Annotated in this window: 12 protein-coding genes and 1 pseudogene; 5 read left to right on the plus strand and 8 right to left on the minus strand. The window is 61.4% G+C overall.

Annotation, left to right across the window (positions count from 1 at the left end; all coding sequences use genetic code 11):
- Positions 1-4: 4 nt before the first annotated feature.
- The 3 genes from YU9_RS0131655 to YU9_RS0131665 are packed head-to-tail and all read right to left on the minus strand — an operon-like array spanning position 5 to position 2650.
- A complete protein-coding gene (locus tag YU9_RS0131655) occupies positions 5-928 on the minus strand; it encodes a transketolase family protein (RefSeq protein WP_027576389.1) in 924 nt (307 codons plus the stop codon).
- The gene (locus YU9_RS0131660) at positions 925-1755 is read right to left on the minus strand and encodes a transketolase (protein ID WP_027576390.1); all 831 of its coding nucleotides are present in this window, start codon (positions 1753-1755) and stop codon (positions 925-927) included. The genes YU9_RS0131655 and YU9_RS0131660 overlap by 4 nt, the downstream gene beginning before the upstream one ends.
- On the minus strand, positions 1721-2650 hold the full coding sequence (locus YU9_RS0131665; RefSeq protein ID WP_027576391.1) for an NAD(P)-dependent oxidoreductase: 930 nt from the start codon (positions 2648-2650) through the stop codon (positions 1721-1723). The genes YU9_RS0131660 and YU9_RS0131665 overlap by 35 nt, the downstream gene beginning before the upstream one ends.
- Positions 2651-2825: 175 nt before the next feature.
- Here YU9_RS0131665 and YU9_RS0131670 point away from each other — a divergent pair, with 175 nt between their 5' ends.
- Positions 2826-3779 (plus strand): sulfotransferase, encoded by a 954-nt coding sequence (locus YU9_RS0131670; protein WP_027576392.1) that lies wholly within the window; start codon positions 2826-2828, stop codon positions 3777-3779.
- Positions 3769-4659 carry a phosphotransferase family protein gene (locus YU9_RS0131675; protein ID WP_027576393.1) on the plus strand — a complete coding sequence of 297 codons (891 nt, stop codon included), beginning with the start codon at positions 3769-3771 and terminating at the stop codon, positions 4657-4659. Before YU9_RS0131670 ends, YU9_RS0131675 begins: the two co-directional genes overlap by 11 nt.
- On the opposite strand, the gene rfbG is transcribed toward YU9_RS0131675, so the two are convergent.
- Together rfbG and rfbF are read right to left on the minus strand one after the other, a co-directional pair.
- Positions 4660-5727 (minus strand): CDP-glucose 4,6-dehydratase, encoded by a 1068-nt coding sequence (rfbG, locus tag YU9_RS0131680; protein WP_027576394.1) that lies wholly within the window; start codon positions 5725-5727, stop codon positions 4660-4662.
- A complete protein-coding gene (gene rfbF / locus YU9_RS0131685; protein ID WP_027576395.1) occupies positions 5724-6494 on the minus strand; it encodes a glucose-1-phosphate cytidylyltransferase in 771 nt (256 codons plus the stop codon). The genes rfbG and rfbF overlap by 4 nt, the downstream gene beginning before the upstream one ends.
- Before the next feature lie 222 nt (positions 6495-6716).
- Here rfbF and YU9_RS0131690 point away from each other — a divergent pair, with 222 nt between their 5' ends.
- A complete protein-coding gene (locus YU9_RS0131690) occupies positions 6717-8282 on the plus strand; it encodes a hypothetical protein (protein ID WP_027576396.1) in 1566 nt (521 codons plus the stop codon).
- Positions 8283-8399: 117 nt separating this feature from the next.
- Here the strand turns inward: YU9_RS0131690 and YU9_RS0131695 are convergent, their stop codons facing one another.
- Positions 8400-10109 carry a hypothetical protein gene (locus YU9_RS0131695; RefSeq protein ID WP_156952249.1) on the minus strand — a complete coding sequence of 570 codons (1710 nt, stop codon included), beginning with the start codon at positions 10107-10109 and terminating at the stop codon, positions 8400-8402.
- Between the two features lie 112 nt (positions 10110-10221).
- Here YU9_RS0131695 and YU9_RS0131700 point away from each other — a divergent pair, with 112 nt between their 5' ends.
- Positions 10222-11262: an acyltransferase gene (locus tag YU9_RS0131700; RefSeq protein WP_027576398.1), complete on the plus strand. Its 1041-nt coding sequence runs from the start codon at positions 10222-10224 to the stop codon at positions 11260-11262.
- 122 nt (positions 11263-11384) lie between these two features.
- Here the strand turns inward: YU9_RS0131700 and YU9_RS0131705 are convergent, their stop codons facing one another.
- Positions 11385-13943, minus strand: a complete 2559-nt coding sequence (locus tag YU9_RS0131705) for a M10 family metallopeptidase C-terminal domain-containing protein (protein WP_084299137.1) — start codon at positions 13941-13943, stop codon at positions 11385-11387.
- Between the two features lie 414 nt (positions 13944-14357).
- Between YU9_RS0131705 and YU9_RS43055 the strand changes: the two genes are divergently transcribed.
- Positions 14358-15830 (plus strand): DUF6056 family protein, encoded by a 1473-nt coding sequence (locus tag YU9_RS43055; protein ID WP_051380585.1) that lies wholly within the window; start codon positions 14358-14360, stop codon positions 15828-15830.
- 344 nt (positions 15831-16174) lie between these two features.
- Here the strand turns inward: YU9_RS43055 and YU9_RS0131715 are convergent.
- Positions 16175-16399, minus strand: a pseudogene (locus tag YU9_RS0131715) (transposase); the annotation flags it as partial.
- Positions 16400-16565: the final 166 nt, after the last annotated feature.

Genomic DNA, 16565 nt, shown 5'->3' on the forward strand with positions numbered 1-16565 from the left:
CGCGTCAGCGCGTCGGCAGCGACTGTTCGATCCGCGCGACGATCGCCTGAACCGAAAGGCCTGCGGCATCGAGCAGTGCCTCACGCGAACCGGCACTGGATGTCTTGCCGCCCTGCTCGGGAATGCCGATGCCGGTAACCTGTGGCCGCTTGGCATCACCGGCGAAGGCGCCCGCCACCAGACTGAACAGGCCGCCGCGCAGAATATGCTCTTCGAGCGTCACGACGAGCGATGCGCCGCGCACCGCGTCACGGATCGCGGCCTCGTCGAGAGGCTTCAGGCAGGAGACGCTGACCACGCCGACATCCCGGCCGCGCCTGCCAAGCTCGCCGGCCGCCTCCACCGCACGCGAAGCGATCGGCCCCGACGCAAGGATGACGACATCCCGTCCCTCGCGCAGGATCCGCGGCTTGCGCAGGTCAGTCACGGCGGCGCCGAGATTCGGCTCCCCTTGCCGGCTGAGCCGCAAGTAAGACGGCTTGCTGCTGCCTGCGATCAGGCGCGTCGCCGCGCGGACCTCCATGGGGTCGCAGGGCACGAACACCTCGATGCCGGGCAGCATCGACATGATGCCCGCGTCTTCCAGCGCGTGGTGCGTGTAGCCCTGGCTGCCATAGGCATAGCCCGCGCCCACCGCCACGATCTTGACGTCGGCACCGTGATAGCAGACGTCGTTGCGGAGCTGCTCGAGGCAGCGCAAGGTCGGGAAATTGCCGATCGAATAGATGAACACGGTCTTGCCCGACAGCGCGATGCCGGCGGCAATGCCGGCCATGTTCTGCTCGGCGACGCCGACGTTGAGATAGCGATCGGGGAATTTCGCGGCAAAAGGCTCCAGCACCGAATAGCCGAGATCGCCGCAGAGCAGCCAGATATCGGGGTTTTCGCTCGCCGCCTGCGACAGGCTTTCGATGAACGTCGTCCTCATGCGCCGACCTCCGCTAGCGCCTGCGCGAGCAGTTCATCCGAAGGCGAACGGTAGTGCCATTCGAGCTTGTTCTCCATGAAGCTCACGCCCTTGCCCTTCACGGTGTGGGCGATCACGACGGTCGGCCGGCCCGATGGCGACGGCACGCCGCCCAGCACGCGCTCGAGCGCGGTGACATCATGACCGTCGATCTCCTCGACATGCCAGCCGAACGCCTTCCACTTCTCCGCGAACGGATCGAGGTTCAGCACCTCGGCGACCGAGCCAAAGCTCTGGATCTTGTTGAAGTCGACGATGACGCAGAGATTGTCGAGCTTGTGATGGGGCGCAAACAGGATGCCTTCCCAATTGGAGCCCTCGTCGCATTCGCCGTCGCTGAGCAGGCAGAACACGCGGCTGCCGGCCCCTGCCGAGCGCGCCGCGAGCGCCATGCCGATCGCGATCGGCAAGCCGTGGCCGAGCGAACCGGTCGAGACCTCGACGCCGGGCACGGCATGGCTGACATGGCCGGTGAAGATCGATCCGTCGCGGCAATAGGTATCGAGCTCGGCCAGCGGGAAGAAGCCGCATTCGGCGAGCGTGGCGTACATGATCGCGGTGGCGTGGCCCTTGCTGAGCACGAAGCGGTCGCGGCTTGCGGCCTGCGGATCGGCGGCGTCCAGCCGCAGGATGCGCGTGTAGAGCACGGCCAGGATATCCGCCATCGAGAGGCAGCCGCCGATATGCGAGGCCTTGGCGGCATGCACCATACGCAGCGCGTGCGCGCGAATGCGCCGCGCAAACTCCTTCGGTTCATGACGATTTGCGGGAGGAGTTGATCGTGTCATGCCAGTTTACCGTTTCGCGCAGTCCTTCGTCCAACGGCACTTCGGGCTTCCAGCCCAACGCGAGCATGCGCGAAACGTCCGCGGCGAGGATCATAACCTGATCGGGGCGGTACGCCAACTCGCCGAAACCGAGTACCGCACCGGGATCGACGAGATCGCGCAGCCGCGTCACCGTCTCGCGCAGCGGCGGCGCCTCCGGGCTGCCGACATTGAAGACGCCGCGCGCATCGACCTGCGTGCTTGCAAGCCGGAACGCAGCGGCGGCATCGCGCGCGTGCAAAAATCCCCAGCGCTGCTCGCAGGCCGTCAGCGCCATGTGCTGTTCGGAACGCAGATTCCGGATAAAGCTCGGGATCAGCCAGTAGTCCGCATCCTTCGGGCCATAGGTCGAGAAGATCCGCAGCCACGCGCCACGCAGCCCTCGCTCCTCGCACAGGCGCAGCGCCATCGAACCCGCCGCCAGCTTGGCCATGCCGTAGAGCGTCGTTGGCCGTGCCGGATCGTCCTCGCGAATTGCGCGATCATAGGGGCCGTATTCGGCCTGCGATCCGGCACCGACGAAGGTCCTCGCACCGGCCTCGGCGGCGAGCTCGACAAGCTTGACAGTCTCGGCGACATTGGCCGCCTGAACCGGGCTGTTGCGGTCACTGCCGGCGACCCCGCGCCAGGCCATGTGCACTACCGCCTCCGGAGCAAAGGCTCCCAGGGCCGCGCGCAGACCGTCCAGGTGTTCCATAGCGCCCGGAATCACGCGGAACCGGTCGCCGGCCTCTCCCAGTCGCCAGGAATCGCTGTTCGGCCGCAGCAGGACGGCCACCTCGTGCCCCCGCTCCAGGAGGTCCAGAACAAGGTAGGAGCCCAGAAAGCCGCTAGCGCCGGTCACGAAAATACGCATGGCGCCCCGGGTAGATCAGCCGCCCGGGCCCGTCAATGTCCCGCGATCGGAATTGCCCGGGGCGCGGGTCGGAGCTGGGGACTGGCCTCCGGGAGCTCCTTCTGAGCTTGATTATCCGGCCCATGCAGCTAAACGGGGGACCAGAATCGACGTTCGACGACACAGGGGTAGGTGCATGAGCGACTTCAAGCTGGCCATGGTTTCCGCGGGCTTCGAGCACGGCGGCAACGTCACCCACCGTCACTTCGACGGCCATCCTGATCTGCTCGTCTATCCCTTCGAGTCGCAGCTCGGCAACCGCAACTTCAACGACTTCCTCGCCTCCGTCGAGCGCGTCCAGTACCGCTATCCCGAATTCCCGGAAGGGCTGACGGCGATCGAGCTCTACGAGCAGATGATCGACGAAGAGCTGAAGACGTTCCTGCGCAAGCGCAACGGCTCCAAGTTCCGCGATGCCGACTGCGTGCTGGACGAGAAGAAGCGCGTCGCCGAATTCGTCCGGCTGTGCGGCGAGGCACCGATCCCCCGCCGCAAGGTCATCGAGGCCTTTTTCCGTTCGACCTTCACCGCCTGGGAGAACTACTACATCAAGCCGCGCCCCGGCATGGTGCATGTCGGCTACTCGCCCGCGATCGGCATCGACGCCGACCGCATGGTGCGCGACTTCCCGAACATCCGCATCCTGCATATCGTGCGCAATCCGTTCTCGGCCTATCGCGACACCAAGCGCCGTCCTTTCCCGCAGCCGCTGACGAAGTACCTGATCACCTGGAACATCTATCACTCGACGGTCGAGATGTTCGCCAAGATGTATCCGCAGAACGTGCGCATCTTCCGCTACGAGGATCTCGTCGAGGACAAGCGCAAGTTCATGACGGAAGCGGCCAGCTTCATCGGCGTGCCGTTTGCCGACAGCATGCTCTATCCGAGCTGGAACGCGGTCGAGATCAAGGACTCGATCGCGCCCTGGGGCACCGTGCTCAGGAGCACCAAGGACTACAACAAGGTCGTCATCGAGGAACTCTCGGACGACGAGCGCAAGCAGATCGTACAGGGCACCGCGGCGCTGGCCCGCCATTTCGGTTACGACCAGATCGACTATCTGGGCCCGCTCTATCGTGCTGGGTAAGATCGCGTTCTTCGAGACCGACGACCGCCCCGACATCGCCGCCGACCGCGCGCGCATCCTGCCAGCGCTCCGGCAGCAGCTGCAGTCATCCGATCGCGATGCGGCCGTGACGCCGGTCCTCGGCGGCACGCTCGGCATCTGTTTTGATGTGACGATTGCGGGCGAGAAACGGTTTCTGAAGACGCATCTTCCGGGCACAGAAGCCCGCGCCAGCCTTGCCAAGGAAATCGACATCCTCGCTCGGCTCTACGGCGGAACGATCGTGATCGACCGTTTCGAGGTTCCGCTTGCGGATGGAAGCAGCCGGCTCTGTCTCCTGATGCCCGCACTCGCCCCGCTGGCCGGCCCCATGCGGCCGGCCGAGGCAATTACGATGGCAGATGCGTATGGCGAACGGCTTGGCGATTGGCGGCCGGAGAATCTTTCCTCCTTCGCGCAATATCTGTCGTCCGCCGCCCATGCGTTGGAGACGCTGTCGGATCGTGACCTGCTCCTGCCCGCGACCACAGCCGAGACGCGCCGGCTCATCGCGCGGCTTGAGGGTCGTCTCGGTGCCCTACCCCAGGCGCTCTGTCACGGCGATTTCGGACCGAAGAACATCATGCTTGCGGGCACTGAGCCGCGCGTCATCGACTGGGAAGACGCTTTTGTCGGTATCGCCGGTTACGACTATCTCTACTGGCTGACCTTCATGGAGAATCGGCCGATGCTGGAAACGGCGGCGTTCGGCGGAACCGATCTGTCGCCCGAGATCGAGCGCGCGATCCTCGTGCTCGTCGTGCTGCTCAAATCGTACCTCGCGGTCCGCTCGGGCGCGTATTTGAAGCACGCGGTCTCGCCGCAGGCCCGCATCGCCGAGATTCTTGAACTGCCGCGCTGATCACGCGGTGTGGGCGATGCCGACGACCTGGTCGAGCTGATCCAGCGAGAATTTGCGCAGGTCCCGGCCCTCCCGCAGCGCCTTGTACCAGTCGACGGTGAGCCGCAGGCCTTGCGCCAGGTCGAGCCGCGGCGTCCAGCCGAGCTTGGTGTGTGCCTTCGCGCAGTCGAGCCTGAGATAGGCGGCTTCGTGCGGATGCGGACCGGCATCCGCCGTCCAGTGCGCACCACTGCCCCATAGTGCGATCAGACGTTCGACCACGGTTCCGACCGGCACCTCGCTTGCCTTGTCGGGTCCGAAATTCCAGCCGCCGATGAAGCGCTCGTCGCCCGCCAGCCGCTCGACCAGCGTGAGATAGCCGAGCACCGGATCGAGCGCGTGCTGCCAGGGCCGCACCGAATTGGGATTGCGGATGCGCAGTGCGCGACCGTCGAGGAAGGCCTGCATCGCATCGGGCACCAGGCGGTCGCGCGCCCAGTCGCCACCGCCGAAGACGTTGCCGGCGCGCGCCGTCGCGACACGCGCCGCGCCCTTCGTATTGAAAAGGCTGTGGCGATAGGAATGTGTGACGAGCTCCGCACAGGCCTTGCTGTTGCTGTAGGGATCGTCGCCGCCGAGGCGATCGTCCTCGCGGAAGGCGACGCCCGCGCCGTTGTTCTCGTAACATTTGTCGCTGGTGACGTTCAGGATCACCTGCACCTTGCGAAGCTGCCGCGCCGCCTCCAGCACGTGCACAGTGCCCATCACATTAGTCGCAAAGGTCTCGACCGGCTCCTCATAAGAGGGTCGCACCAGCGCTTGCGCTGCCATGTGGATGACGATGTCGGGCTCGGCCTCCGCCATCGCAGCGCGCAAGGTCGGGAGATCGCGAATATCGGCGAGGCGGTGCTTGATGTCTTCGGCGATGCGCGCCGTGACGAACAATGCGGATTGGTGTGTCGGCGGCAGCGCATAGCCATAGACGTCCGCTCCGAGACGGCGCAGCAGCAGCGAGGCCCACGCGCCCTTGAAGCCGGTATGCCCGGTGAGAAAGACTTTCTTGCCGCGCCAGAATGCCGGATCCGTCACCAGATCCTCCACTTGGCGCGGTTACCCACCCACTCACCCTCGAGGAAATTGCGATCGCGCAGCGAATCCATCGGATGCCAGAAGCCGGGATGCACATAGGCACGCAGATCGTCGCCGCGCGCGAGCTGCTCCATCGGCTCGCGCTCCCAGATCGTCTTGTCGCCGGCAATCAGGTCGCCGACCGACGGCGACAGCAGGAAGAAGCCGCCATTGATCCAGCCGCCATCGTCATTTGGCTTCTCCTCGAAATTGACGACCCGGTCGCCCTCGATCGCGACCGCGCCGAAGCGTTTCGCGGGCCGCACGACCGAGACCGTGGCCCTCCGGCCATGCGCCTTGTGGAAGGCGATCTCGGCGGCCAGATCGATGTCGGCGACGCCGTCGCCATAGGTCAGCGCAAAGAACGGTTCGTTCGCGACATAAGGAAGCACCCGCTTCAGCCGCCCGCCGGTCTGTGTCTCTTCGCCGGTGTCGACCAGCGTGACCCGCCAGGGCTCGGCGGTTTCGCGATGCACCTCCATCCGGTTCTCGGCGAGATGGAAGGTCACGTCGGACATGTGCAGGAAGTAGTTCGCGAAGTACTCCTTGATCATGTAGCCCTTGTAGCCAAGGCAAATCACGAAATCATTGAAGCCGTAGTGGCTGTAGATCTTCATGATGTGCCAGAGGATGGGCCGGCCGCCGATCTCGACCATCGGCTTCGGACGCGTGCTGGTCTCCTCGGCGATGCGGGTGCCGAGACCTCCCGCAAGAATGACGACTTTCATGGAAACCCTGCCGAGATCCTGGAAAATACTTCCGATTGAGCACTGGTTACTGCAGGTATTTTAGGCCGTCAATTGGGAGCGCGAGCCACCAGAAAGGCCCACGGCCTGCCTCGCCGGCGATATCCGACGCGCGCACTTCCGCGACGGTGTCGACATATGGCGGCCAACATCGCTATGGTCCGACTCGCAAGCCGCCCCTGATCGCCAGCCACAGACCGAGTCATGCAAGAACAGCCCCGTTGGACGATAATACTCATTTTTGCGACTATCCTTGCCGGTCTTTTCATTCTGCAATTCGGAGCCTTTATCGACCGCGCGACGCCGGCGCTCATCGACGATCACGACATCCTCTATCCGCTGGGCGACAAGCCGACCGCCACGCTGCACGAGATCTGGACTGATCTGAAGAACACCGACGAATACCAGGAACTGGCGAACACCGGATCGGCCACGCGATTTCGTCCCGCTTTCTATCCCCTGAAGTCGATCAAGACCTACCTGTTGGGAAACAACATTCGCCTGTGGTACATCGCCAATTTCCTGCTGTACCTGGGCACCACGACGGTGCTGTTTTCTCTCATCCTTCACACTTTTGGCATCCCAAGCGCGCTGGTCTTTGCCGCGCTCTATCTCGGCCACAAATCGTGGGCCGATATCTTCCCCCGGCTCGGCCCGGTGGAAATCGAATGTATCCTAGTCGGAACATTTCTGATCTGGCTGCTCTGGCGATGGATCGAAACCGGAAAGGCATCCGCACTTTGGCTCGCGATACCGACGGCCCTGCTGTTCGGAGCGACGAAAGAAGCCGATTCACCTCTGTTGATCGCGGTCGGTGGGCTGCTGCTCGTTTGCGGCTTCCTGAGCGGTACCAGGCGAATGGTCTCGGCCGGCGCTGTCCTGATCGTCACAGGCGCGATCGTGTTCGCAATCATGCTGCGTATCACTGCGACGGCAGGCACCGGCCTTGTCGCCCCGTGGGGTCCATTGTGGTCCTACCGGCATCATCACAACAGGGATGCGCTCGCCTGGCTCGTCCTTGTCCCGATTCTCGTTCTGGCGGCCGCTGCGATCGCGCGTCGCTTTGGCTGGCTGAAGATGAGCCGGGCCGAACTTGCAGCACTCGTGCTCGCGGCGCTTTCGGTCGAGGTCCTCAGATTGACGCTCTACTACATCAGCTTCTCGATGACATACGGCGGAGAGAACGACGCCATCGGCATGCGATACGGCTATCCGCTGGCTTTGATGCAAGGCATTGTCGCAGCCTTTGTGTTCGGCAGGCTTGCAAAGGACGGCGATCGCAGGGTCGCGTTACTCTCGGGAGCCGCCGCGATCGCCTGTGTTTTCACCGCGCTCGTTGTCAATCGAGGCCTCTTCTCGCCTTACACGTTGAAGGCCCGGGACTGGTGGCTGCAGTTCAACACGGATGCGAACACGACCGTCAGCGAAGCGGCGCGCCTGATTTATGAAGCCCGCAAGGAGAACAAGGATCCGGTGCTGATCGCGACGGGTCCTGCACTGGAATGGGAGCCGAAGCTTTCTCTCATCCTCTTCCTGAAGCGAAAAATGCCTGACATGGTCGTGTACTTCGATCCGAATGAGCAATCCTCGAATGCGCTATATTACAGCAAATTGTCGATTAAGCTGGGCGGAACCCCACTGGCGCCGGAGATGCAGGCATCGCTGGCCGCTCGAGGCTGTATCCTCGTTCACGTCGACGAGCGAGAATCTGCAAACAAGGATTGCAGGGTGTTGAACATCACGAGCATCAACGGGCGGCCTGCACCCTAGACATAGCAGGGCACGACGCGGATGACGTGCGCCCGCCTGTTTGAGCCGTTCACGGGAAAGCGCTCTTTGCCACGATAGTTCGAACCAGCGATCAGGCATCTAGACTGTACCGCGGGATCAACACGGCTCCCTCTCAACGACCGGTGCGTATAGTTTCACAACGCTGCCATCGACAGGATGGGTAAGATTATCGATGAGCGCTCGGGATGCGAAGTCGAGCCCCAAGCCTTCCCACTCCTCCTTCTTTAGGGAGTGGCCGCCCGTCCCCAGAATCAACCACGCGCGCCGAAGACGTTCGGGGCCAACCCTCTTTAGATATTCGCTTGCAAGACGATGCGACGACGGATAGCCGGCAAAGATCCAGGGGAAGACGGGCATACGGCCGCCAATCGCAAAGACGGCACCCGGGACTTCGCCACTGAGGTCGATGGCAAGGTCGTCACGGCAAAAGCCGCGGCTTGCGACATCGCTCCGCAGCGTTTGAATGAATTGTCGGGTACGCTCATCAAGCTTCAGCGTGGAGTCCGGGCCAACCTCAGTTGGAAGAGTTTGCAGTATGATTGGGGTTGCCAATCGATAAGGCGATGTCAAACCCGCAGCCGTTGCACTGTACACAAGGTAAGCGCCGACGAAACAAGCCAGCGTCAAGCCGAACGAACGCGGAAGCACCAGACCCGTGGCGACCACCAGCACCATCAATGACAAGCCCGGAAAGAGCGCGACCTGAAAGCACACCCTTCCGGCGCTTCCCAACGTCGCAGCCCAAGGAATGAGCCCGATCAGGGCAAGGAGTGCAATCCATTTGAGGCTGATGTCCCGTCGACACGCGATTGAAAGCATCGCGAAGCCGCCTCCGCCAAGCAAAGAAAAAACATGGCAGTTACCGGGGTCAAACGATCGCCGTAGGAGTGACAATCCGAGCAGGACAATTGCAAAAAAAGCAATCAGCTCTCCCCATCTTCCGATGAAGGTTCGCCCGGAGTAGCGGGCGAACATGCACACCAGCAGCAATCCTCCGCTCGCCCACCAGACCCACCCTTCGCGAAGGAATTCGATCTGCTGATCGCGCATCGAAAAGGGGTTCGGATGGGATCCGCCGAAAACGGCGAAATAGCCATTAATCTGGTTCAATATCGTTCCGAGAGGGAGGCTCGCTGCCAGCACAACAAGAAAGCATGCGACGAACAGGATCGTGCGACCGAGCTGCGTCAGTCGCCCCCGATTGTCGGGGAGCGCGCATAGCACTCCCAGGAGATAGATCGCGGCGTACGCCATGACGTTGAGAGGCCTGGTAAAAAGCGCGACGGCGATTGCAAGAGCCGCGGCGAATGCGGAAACGACAGGGAGTGACTGCAAAAGCACCAATCCCAAGGCCAATATCCAACCAGCGACCAGGACAAGCCAATTGTAAGACGGCGTGGGAAGCCAATAGGTGTAGTAGAAGAACGGAGCCAGCAAGGCCGTGCCGACGATCAAGATCGCATCCGGATCTCGCCAGGAAGGCTTCAATCTCGTCAAGACAGCCCAGCCCAATGAAACTCCCAAGCCGGCAAGAATGACAGCACCGAGGCGGTTGAACGCTGACACGGATTCGCCCGCGAGCAGGTACAAGGGACGAATGGCGTAACTGAAAAGTCCCAAGACCAGATCATATTCCGTTGGCCTCTGGGCCAGCATCAAATAGAACGCCTCGTCGGTAAAGTCGAAGCCCCTGTCCATCTTCAGGATCAGGCTCGACGCCAGAACGGCCGCAAAAGCCAGCAACGCCACCGCTGCAACAAAACGAGGCCGCGAGATTGATAGAGCAAGATTTCCACGAATAGGCATCTGTTTTTTGGGTCCTGACCATCGATATTCCCGGAGTCCCCGGCCAGCTCGGTCCGCAGCAATCGAGCCCCTCCAATTTGACGATCTGGTTGGAATATGACATGGCGGCGGGATGGGATGGTTACGCTTCTTACTGGCAGCTGTCGTCGTCGCTTATCACTGCCAATTCCATCGAGTATATCAGACGGTCGGCGGCCTCGCCGCGGTCGAGGCCTTCTTTTTCGTGAGCGGCTTTTACATGGCCGCCGCATATCCAAGATATCAGGGTCGATTTTCGGCGCTGCTCTTCTGGTTGAGCCGATACCTGAGGCTGCTCCCCTTCTATCTGACCGTTCTTGTCCTGACCTGGCTGTTTTGGCTCAGCGGCCTCGCAACAAACAAGACTGCGATCTTCAATGCGTTTGGCACAGCCGATGCTCCCTGGCTCGCCAACATTACCTTGCTGGGCCAGGATCTGATCGCGATCAATGAGCGCGCCAATCTCCTGCTTCCGGTTCGCCAATCATGGTCGATCAGCGCAGAATTGGCCTTCTACCTACTCACCCCGTTATTTCTGAAATACCGCAATTGGCAGCTGATTGCCGTCGCCTTCCTGTCATTCGCTGTCAAAACATACTTTGTGATCGCTGGGGAGTGGAGGAGCGCCTATTTTCCGTTCTATTCGCAGGTCAGCTATTTTATCCTGGGGATAGTACTATTCAGGCTCCGCGATGGATTTACGTGGTCGAGATCAGCCGCACTTCCCCTGCTTTTGCTGACCTCGGTCTATCTCTGCGTCAGCCATTTTGCAGCCTTTGAACTCAACGGCATTTTACCGAACTTCGGAATGATCCTCGCTATCGCCATCACCATGCCAACGGCCTTCGCGCACTCCAACCAGCCAACCTCGAATTTTCTCGGTGATATTTCGTACGGCGTATATCTGGTCCACGTTCTGATGATCGAGGTGCTCATCTCGTTGGGATGGTTCACCTATGACGCGCCTTCGCGACCGGCAATCGTTGGGATGTTCATTCTGGTGCTGTCACTTTCGGCGCTCGTCGCCGCGATCTTCGAGATCGTAGTTCAAGAGCGGATAGATCGCTGGCGCCGAAAGACATTCTATGCTGGCGTAATGCCTCAAGTCGAAATCAAGGTGCGGGAATCAACATAGCGCCGCCGCAATCGATCCGGCTAAACGACAGCCCGATCGTTTGCCCGTTCGACAATGCCTTCGGCAACACGATTCGGCACTGCGCGACCTGACGCGCACAGCAAATCGCCCGACGCCTGTCGTCAGGCGAGCAGCGGATGATCGAGATGCAGACCGGCCAGATACTTCGCCAACGTCGACGTTACGATTGTATCGTGCGGCTGCTCGGCGGGCGGCAGTGCATTCGCCACCACTGGACTTGGACCAGGCATCGCGTCCGGAGCGTCGAAGTGGAAGCTTGCAGGGCTGGCAGCATCCGTCGCGAAAGCGAAGTTGCCCGCGGCCGAAACCGCAGCCAACGGCGCCGAGGCAGGAACGCCGATCGTCCCATCCCCGTTGAGGTCCTGATGAAGGCTGCTCTCGGCTTGCTCCAGCGTCGTGCTGGCGCCAGAGAGCACACCAGTGTTGCTGAGATAATTGCCGTTGCTATCGGTGTGCCAGATGATGAATTGACTCGAGCCAGGCGCCTTCCACGCAAAGTCAAATCCGCTCGCGGTCTGTTCTGCGCCGATCGGCGTCCATACGCCGAACTGGCCGGCCACGACCGGGGAACCGCCGTAGGTCAGCTCTGGTCCAGAACCGCCGCCAACGGGGTTCATGTAAAAATTCGCGCCGCTCTGGACCAAACTCGTGCTGCCGAAGCTTTCGATGGCCGTCGCAGTCGCTGCGGCGGGACCGATTGTCCCATCCCCGTTGAGATCCTGGTGAAAGCTGCTCTCCGCCTGCTCCAGCGTGCCACTGGTACCTGACACCACTCCCGTGTCGTTCTGGTAGTTGCCGCTGCTGTCGGTGTACCAGATAATGAACTGACTCGTACCCGGCGCTTTCCACGCAATCTGATATCCATTGGCGGTCTGCTCAGCGCCGATCGGCGTCCACACCCCGAACTGTCCCGCCGCCACCGGTGATCCACCGTATTTCAGCTCGGGTCCTGTCCCACCCGCAACCGGGTTCATGTAGAAGTTACCACCGCCATTCTCGACGAGGCTGGTCGCACCGGATGTTTCAATGGTCGTGACCGGTACACCAATCGTTCCGTCTCCGTTCAGATCCTGATGCAAGCTGGTCTCTGCCTGCTCGAGCCTGGTGCTGCTGCCTGACAGCACGCCGGAGTCGGTCAGATAATTTCCGTTGGCGTCTGTGTGCCAGATGATGAACTGACTAGAGCCAGGCGCCTTCCACGCAATGTCAAATCCGCTCGCGGTCTGTTCGGCGCCCACCGGAGTCCAGACTCCGAACTCACCTGCCGTGACCAGCGAGCCACCATATTTCAAATCTACGCGCGCTCCGCCACCGACCGGCGACATGTAGAAGTTGCTGCCACTCTGAAACAGGCTCGTGGTGCCGATCGCCTCGACCGATAAAGGGGGATTGGCGAGGGCATTACTCGAGACAATGCCGTCGGCAAACTGGAAATTCTCAACGTTCGTCACGGTATCGGTGCCATCAGGTGAACCGGATCGCAGATCGGCAATGGTGAAGGTCTGCGTCGCCGAGTTGTACGTAACAGCGTAGTTGGCCTTGTTGCCCGAATAGACCGCGGTGTCGATGTCAGCACCGCCGTCAATGGTGTCATTGCTGCCGCTGCCTGTGATCGTGTCTTTGCCGCCTCCGCCCTTCAGTACGTTGGCGATGGCGTTGCCGATGATGGTGTCGTTGCCCGCGCCGCCCGTCGCATTGTCGATGTAGGAGCGTACGTCGCCATTGTAGAGATAGGCGTTGTAGACGTTGCCAGACGCGTAATGGCCGTTGCCGAGATTGGCGAGCTGCACGGTCGAGAACACCGACGGGGCGCCGGGATTGAGATTGATGCTGAGGTTCGTCGTGTAGTTCGAGAGGTCGTACGTATCGATGCCGCCGCCGTCCCAGACCGTCTCATAGACACGGTTAGCCGAGCCACCGACGCGGCCGCCGGGTGCCAGCTGGCCGACGCCGTTGATGAACTCCTGACCCGTGGTCGGACTCCAAGTGTAGACGGTATTGCTGCTCTGGGTTGTGAAGTTCGCGCCATACAGCGTCTGCAGCGCGAGGATGTCGTTGGCCATGTAGGTCTGCGAATATCCGTACGCTTCGTTGGTGTAGCCGCTCGTGGTCGACGCACCTATATAGCTGCGATAGCTCATGACGGTATATTCGCTGTCGTCATGGGCCGTGGGCACCGCGACATTGGCGGGGCCGCCGGCCTCCTGGCTATGCTTGAGGCCGAAGGCGTGGCCGAGCTCGTGCAGCGCCGTCGTGAAATAGTAGTTGCCGAGCTTGGCGTCCGAGTAATTGTATTGAGTTCCAAACCAGATGTCGCCGCCGGATGCATAATTGCCCGGGTAGTAGGCGTAGGAGGTCGGATTGGCCGCCGGCGACTGCGCGATCATAATGTCGGCGCTGGCTGCGCCGTTGTACGTGATGCTGGCGTTGGTGTAGCTCTTTATCAGCGCAATAGCGTAGTTGATCGCCGCCTGCATCTGGGTCGGCGCCGCCGAAAAGCCCGACGTGGTCGGCTCGCTATCACCGCCGTAGTAGGGATTGGCGTAGGTGAGAGATAGCGCGGGAAAGCTATAGCTGATCGTGCCCGACCATTTGATGCCGGCGAGCAGGCCGTCGATGTCGGCGTTTTTGGTGGCACTGACGGAGACTGCGGTGGCCAATGGACTCTCCAAAACAACGCTTCCCGCGCGATTCGTCGCGCGTGCGCGTGCGCGGATTCTAGCTAGAGAGGTGTAGGTTTGGTTTAAATTTGGCAATCGTGCCGTGCTTTTCGCAAAACGGCTAAAATTCCGTATTCATACGGCCCAGCAGGGAGTTCCGCACTGATCTGAATCTACCAACAAAAATCAATTGGCTGTCTGATCTGCCCTTTGCCATCCCGGCGCGGACCATTTCGTCGTCGGAACTGGCAAGCCCAATCCACGTCTCGGCCCCGCCAAAGGCCGCTCGTCCCCCGATCTCGAACGCTTCGGCGCCGAGAGGAGTTGTCTATTCCGCGTGTCCTGATCTGGACGGCGTCTGGAAAACACTGAGGCACGGTAGCGCGCGTGGGCGCGGTGAGGGTTGTAGGGAGCATGTCGTCAGAATTTGCCGAAAAGGTCGAACGTTCCAGGGGGCAAGCGTTTGCCAGGTCGGCATGGATTCTGGCATGTCTGGGCCCCCTCATCTTTCTGACCGTCCTGATCTTCTTGGCGCTTTACGGTGCGCCGGAACACGACGATTTCTGCTTGGCCTACCAGAATGTCCGCGAAGGCTTCCTGCAGACGGTGCTCTCGTTCTACACGGGCTTGTCGGGACGCATCCTCGCCCTTCTGATCATTCAGGTTCCGGCCGCAATCGCCAAAACTGCCGGCAGCAGCATCTTGTCGGCATACGCCGCCACGCTCATGGCCTTCGCGGTCCTGTTCGTTGCCGGATCGGCTTTCGCCATGATTCGGATGTGGCCGAACGTTCGCGGCCTGCCATTCCTCGTGCTGATGTTCGGGTTTCCCGCCGCAATTGCGGGGTCAACGGCGAGCGTGCATGATCTTCTCTACTGGCTGCCCGGCCTCGCCTGCTACGTACCCCCGGGACTGGTCACTATCCTGATATTGGGAGAATGCGTTTACGCGATCGACCGCGAGCGGCAGTTTTCGATTCAAGTAACCGCGTGGGCGGCTGTCGGCGGCTTTCTGGCAGCGACCTGTAACGAGTTCACCGCCGTCTGGCTCGTGGCAATCGTTGCGGCTTCCCTGCTCGCCCGCCATGTCTTCGATCAGAGGTTGCAGGTGGGCCACCATGTGGTGATCGCAGCGGCCGCTGCGGTTGGATGGCTGATCGTTGCTGCAGCTCCAGGTAACGGTCAGCGGATCGCCACCGTCGGCGACAGCTGGGATGTTGGATTCGCGATCACGGAAAGCTTTATGTTCTCTCTGACGGACTTCAGTATACTCTTGCTGTCTCCGTCACTGATTGGTTGGCTCGTGGTTGTGGTGACCATTTCCACTGCGATACCCGCGCGGCAAAATCAGAACCCCAGCCGTGAGAAATGGCTGGCTGCGGGCATCGTCGCGCTCCTTCTTGGCGCCTGCTATTTTGAGTATTTCTTGCATCAGCTGATCACCGGCGCGCGCCTTGTCGAGCGCGCCCAGAACCAGGCGTTGATCTTGATCGTCTTTAGCTTCACGCTTTGCGCTTCGCTTCTTGGCAGGGTCTATCGGACGCAGCTGCGCCGCAAACTCGCTCTCGGCGGCGCGTCCATTTCACTCGACAAACCGGTTTGGCCGCTGCTGCTGACGGCAATCATCGCCGTCTCGCTCTATTTCAGCACGACAGGGTCGCGCATCCGCCGTGAAATGGCGACGTTCAGGCCTTTCTGGCAGGAAGCCGTTGCGCGCGATCGACTGCTCGCGTCTCGCCCCGATCAAGTGGTCGACGTGCCGCAGCATCGCTGGAAACCAGCAACCCTGATCAGTGCGGATATTACCAGCAATATCGGGTGCGTGGCGCGGTACTATCACAACAAGGAATTGATCCCTGTCGACCCACCCAACGACGGTTCGCGGTAACTTCGACCTGGGGAGAGTTCGAGTACAAGCTGCGCCAGGCCTTGGCCACCCGCGCGACGTAGGCATCAGAGCCCGTCCGCCTCGTCATTCTTCGGCGTCGATCGCGGCGCGAACGGCGCAAAGGACCTGCTTGCCCTCGCAGGCATTGTCAATTTGGCATCTGTAGGCGGAGCTACGGCTGCAACCGGATCAGCAGGCGCCGTCGTGCGTGCGCTGCAGCGCCAGCACCTCGCTGCGGTCCACCCTGCTTGAACGTCACCTCGCGCGGCACAGTCGGGATCGTGTCCCGTCGCGTGGTGTAGCTGGCGGCGGGTCACCGCGTTCACCGGCATGGGCCGGGCTGATCAGCTGGCGATTGCCGGAAGGCTGACGGTTGGATCATCGCTCAACGGCGCGATGGTTTCCAGCGTCATGTAGCGGGCACGCTGGACGGCCCATTCATCGTTCTGTTCGAGCAGGATCGCGCCGATGAGACGGACAATGGCGTCCTCATTGGGGAAGATGCCGATGACCTCGGTCCGCCGCTTGATCTCGCAGTTAAGGCGCTCGATTGGGTTGGTAACCGGTATGAGATGTCTCGGTGCCAACGTTCCCGCTGCGGTGTTCTACATCGTGGCGTATGGTGCGACCATCGGGACAGAGGCACCGGGAGCACGAAGTGCGGGCAGGCCGATGTTATTCGATGAGCCGAGAGCTCGAGTTAGTAGCTGGCCGCCTCTGCGACTCGCCCGGTTG

This window comes from Bradyrhizobium sp. WSM1743, from assembly GCF_000473065.1.
GTDB lineage: Bacteria > Pseudomonadota > Alphaproteobacteria > Rhizobiales > Xanthobacteraceae > Bradyrhizobium.

Bases quoted from the DNA above. Each gene is read 5' to 3' on its own strand.
- YU9_RS0131655 (WP_027576389.1), bottom strand. From the start codon at position 928: ATGAGGACGACGTTCATCGAAAGCCTGTCGCAGGCGGCGAGCGAAAAC.
- YU9_RS0131660 (WP_027576390.1), bottom strand. From the start codon at position 1,755: ATGACACGATCAACTCCTCCCGCAAATCGTCATGAACCGAAGGAGTTT.
- YU9_RS0131665 (WP_027576391.1), bottom strand. From the start codon at position 2,650: ATGCGTATTTTCGTGACCGGCGCTAGCGGCTTTCTGGGCTCCTACCTT.
- YU9_RS0131670 (WP_027576392.1), top strand. From the start codon at position 2,826: ATGAGCGACTTCAAGCTGGCCATGGTTTCCGCGGGCTTCGAGCACGGC.
- rfbF (WP_027576395.1), bottom strand. From the start codon at position 6,494: ATGAAAGTCGTCATTCTTGCGGGAGGTCTCGGCACCCGCATCGCCGAG.
- YU9_RS0131690 (WP_027576396.1), top strand. From the start codon at position 6,717: ATGCAAGAACAGCCCCGTTGGACGATAATACTCATTTTTGCGACTATC.
- YU9_RS0131695 (WP_156952249.1), bottom strand. From the start codon at position 10,109: ATGCCTATTCGTGGAAATCTTGCTCTATCAATCTCGCGGCCTCGTTTT.
- YU9_RS0131700 (WP_027576398.1), top strand. From the start codon at position 10,222: ATGGGATGGTTACGCTTCTTACTGGCAGCTGTCGTCGTCGCTTATCAC.
- YU9_RS43055 (WP_051380585.1), top strand. From the start codon at position 14,358: ATGTCGTCAGAATTTGCCGAAAAGGTCGAACGTTCCAGGGGGCAAGCG.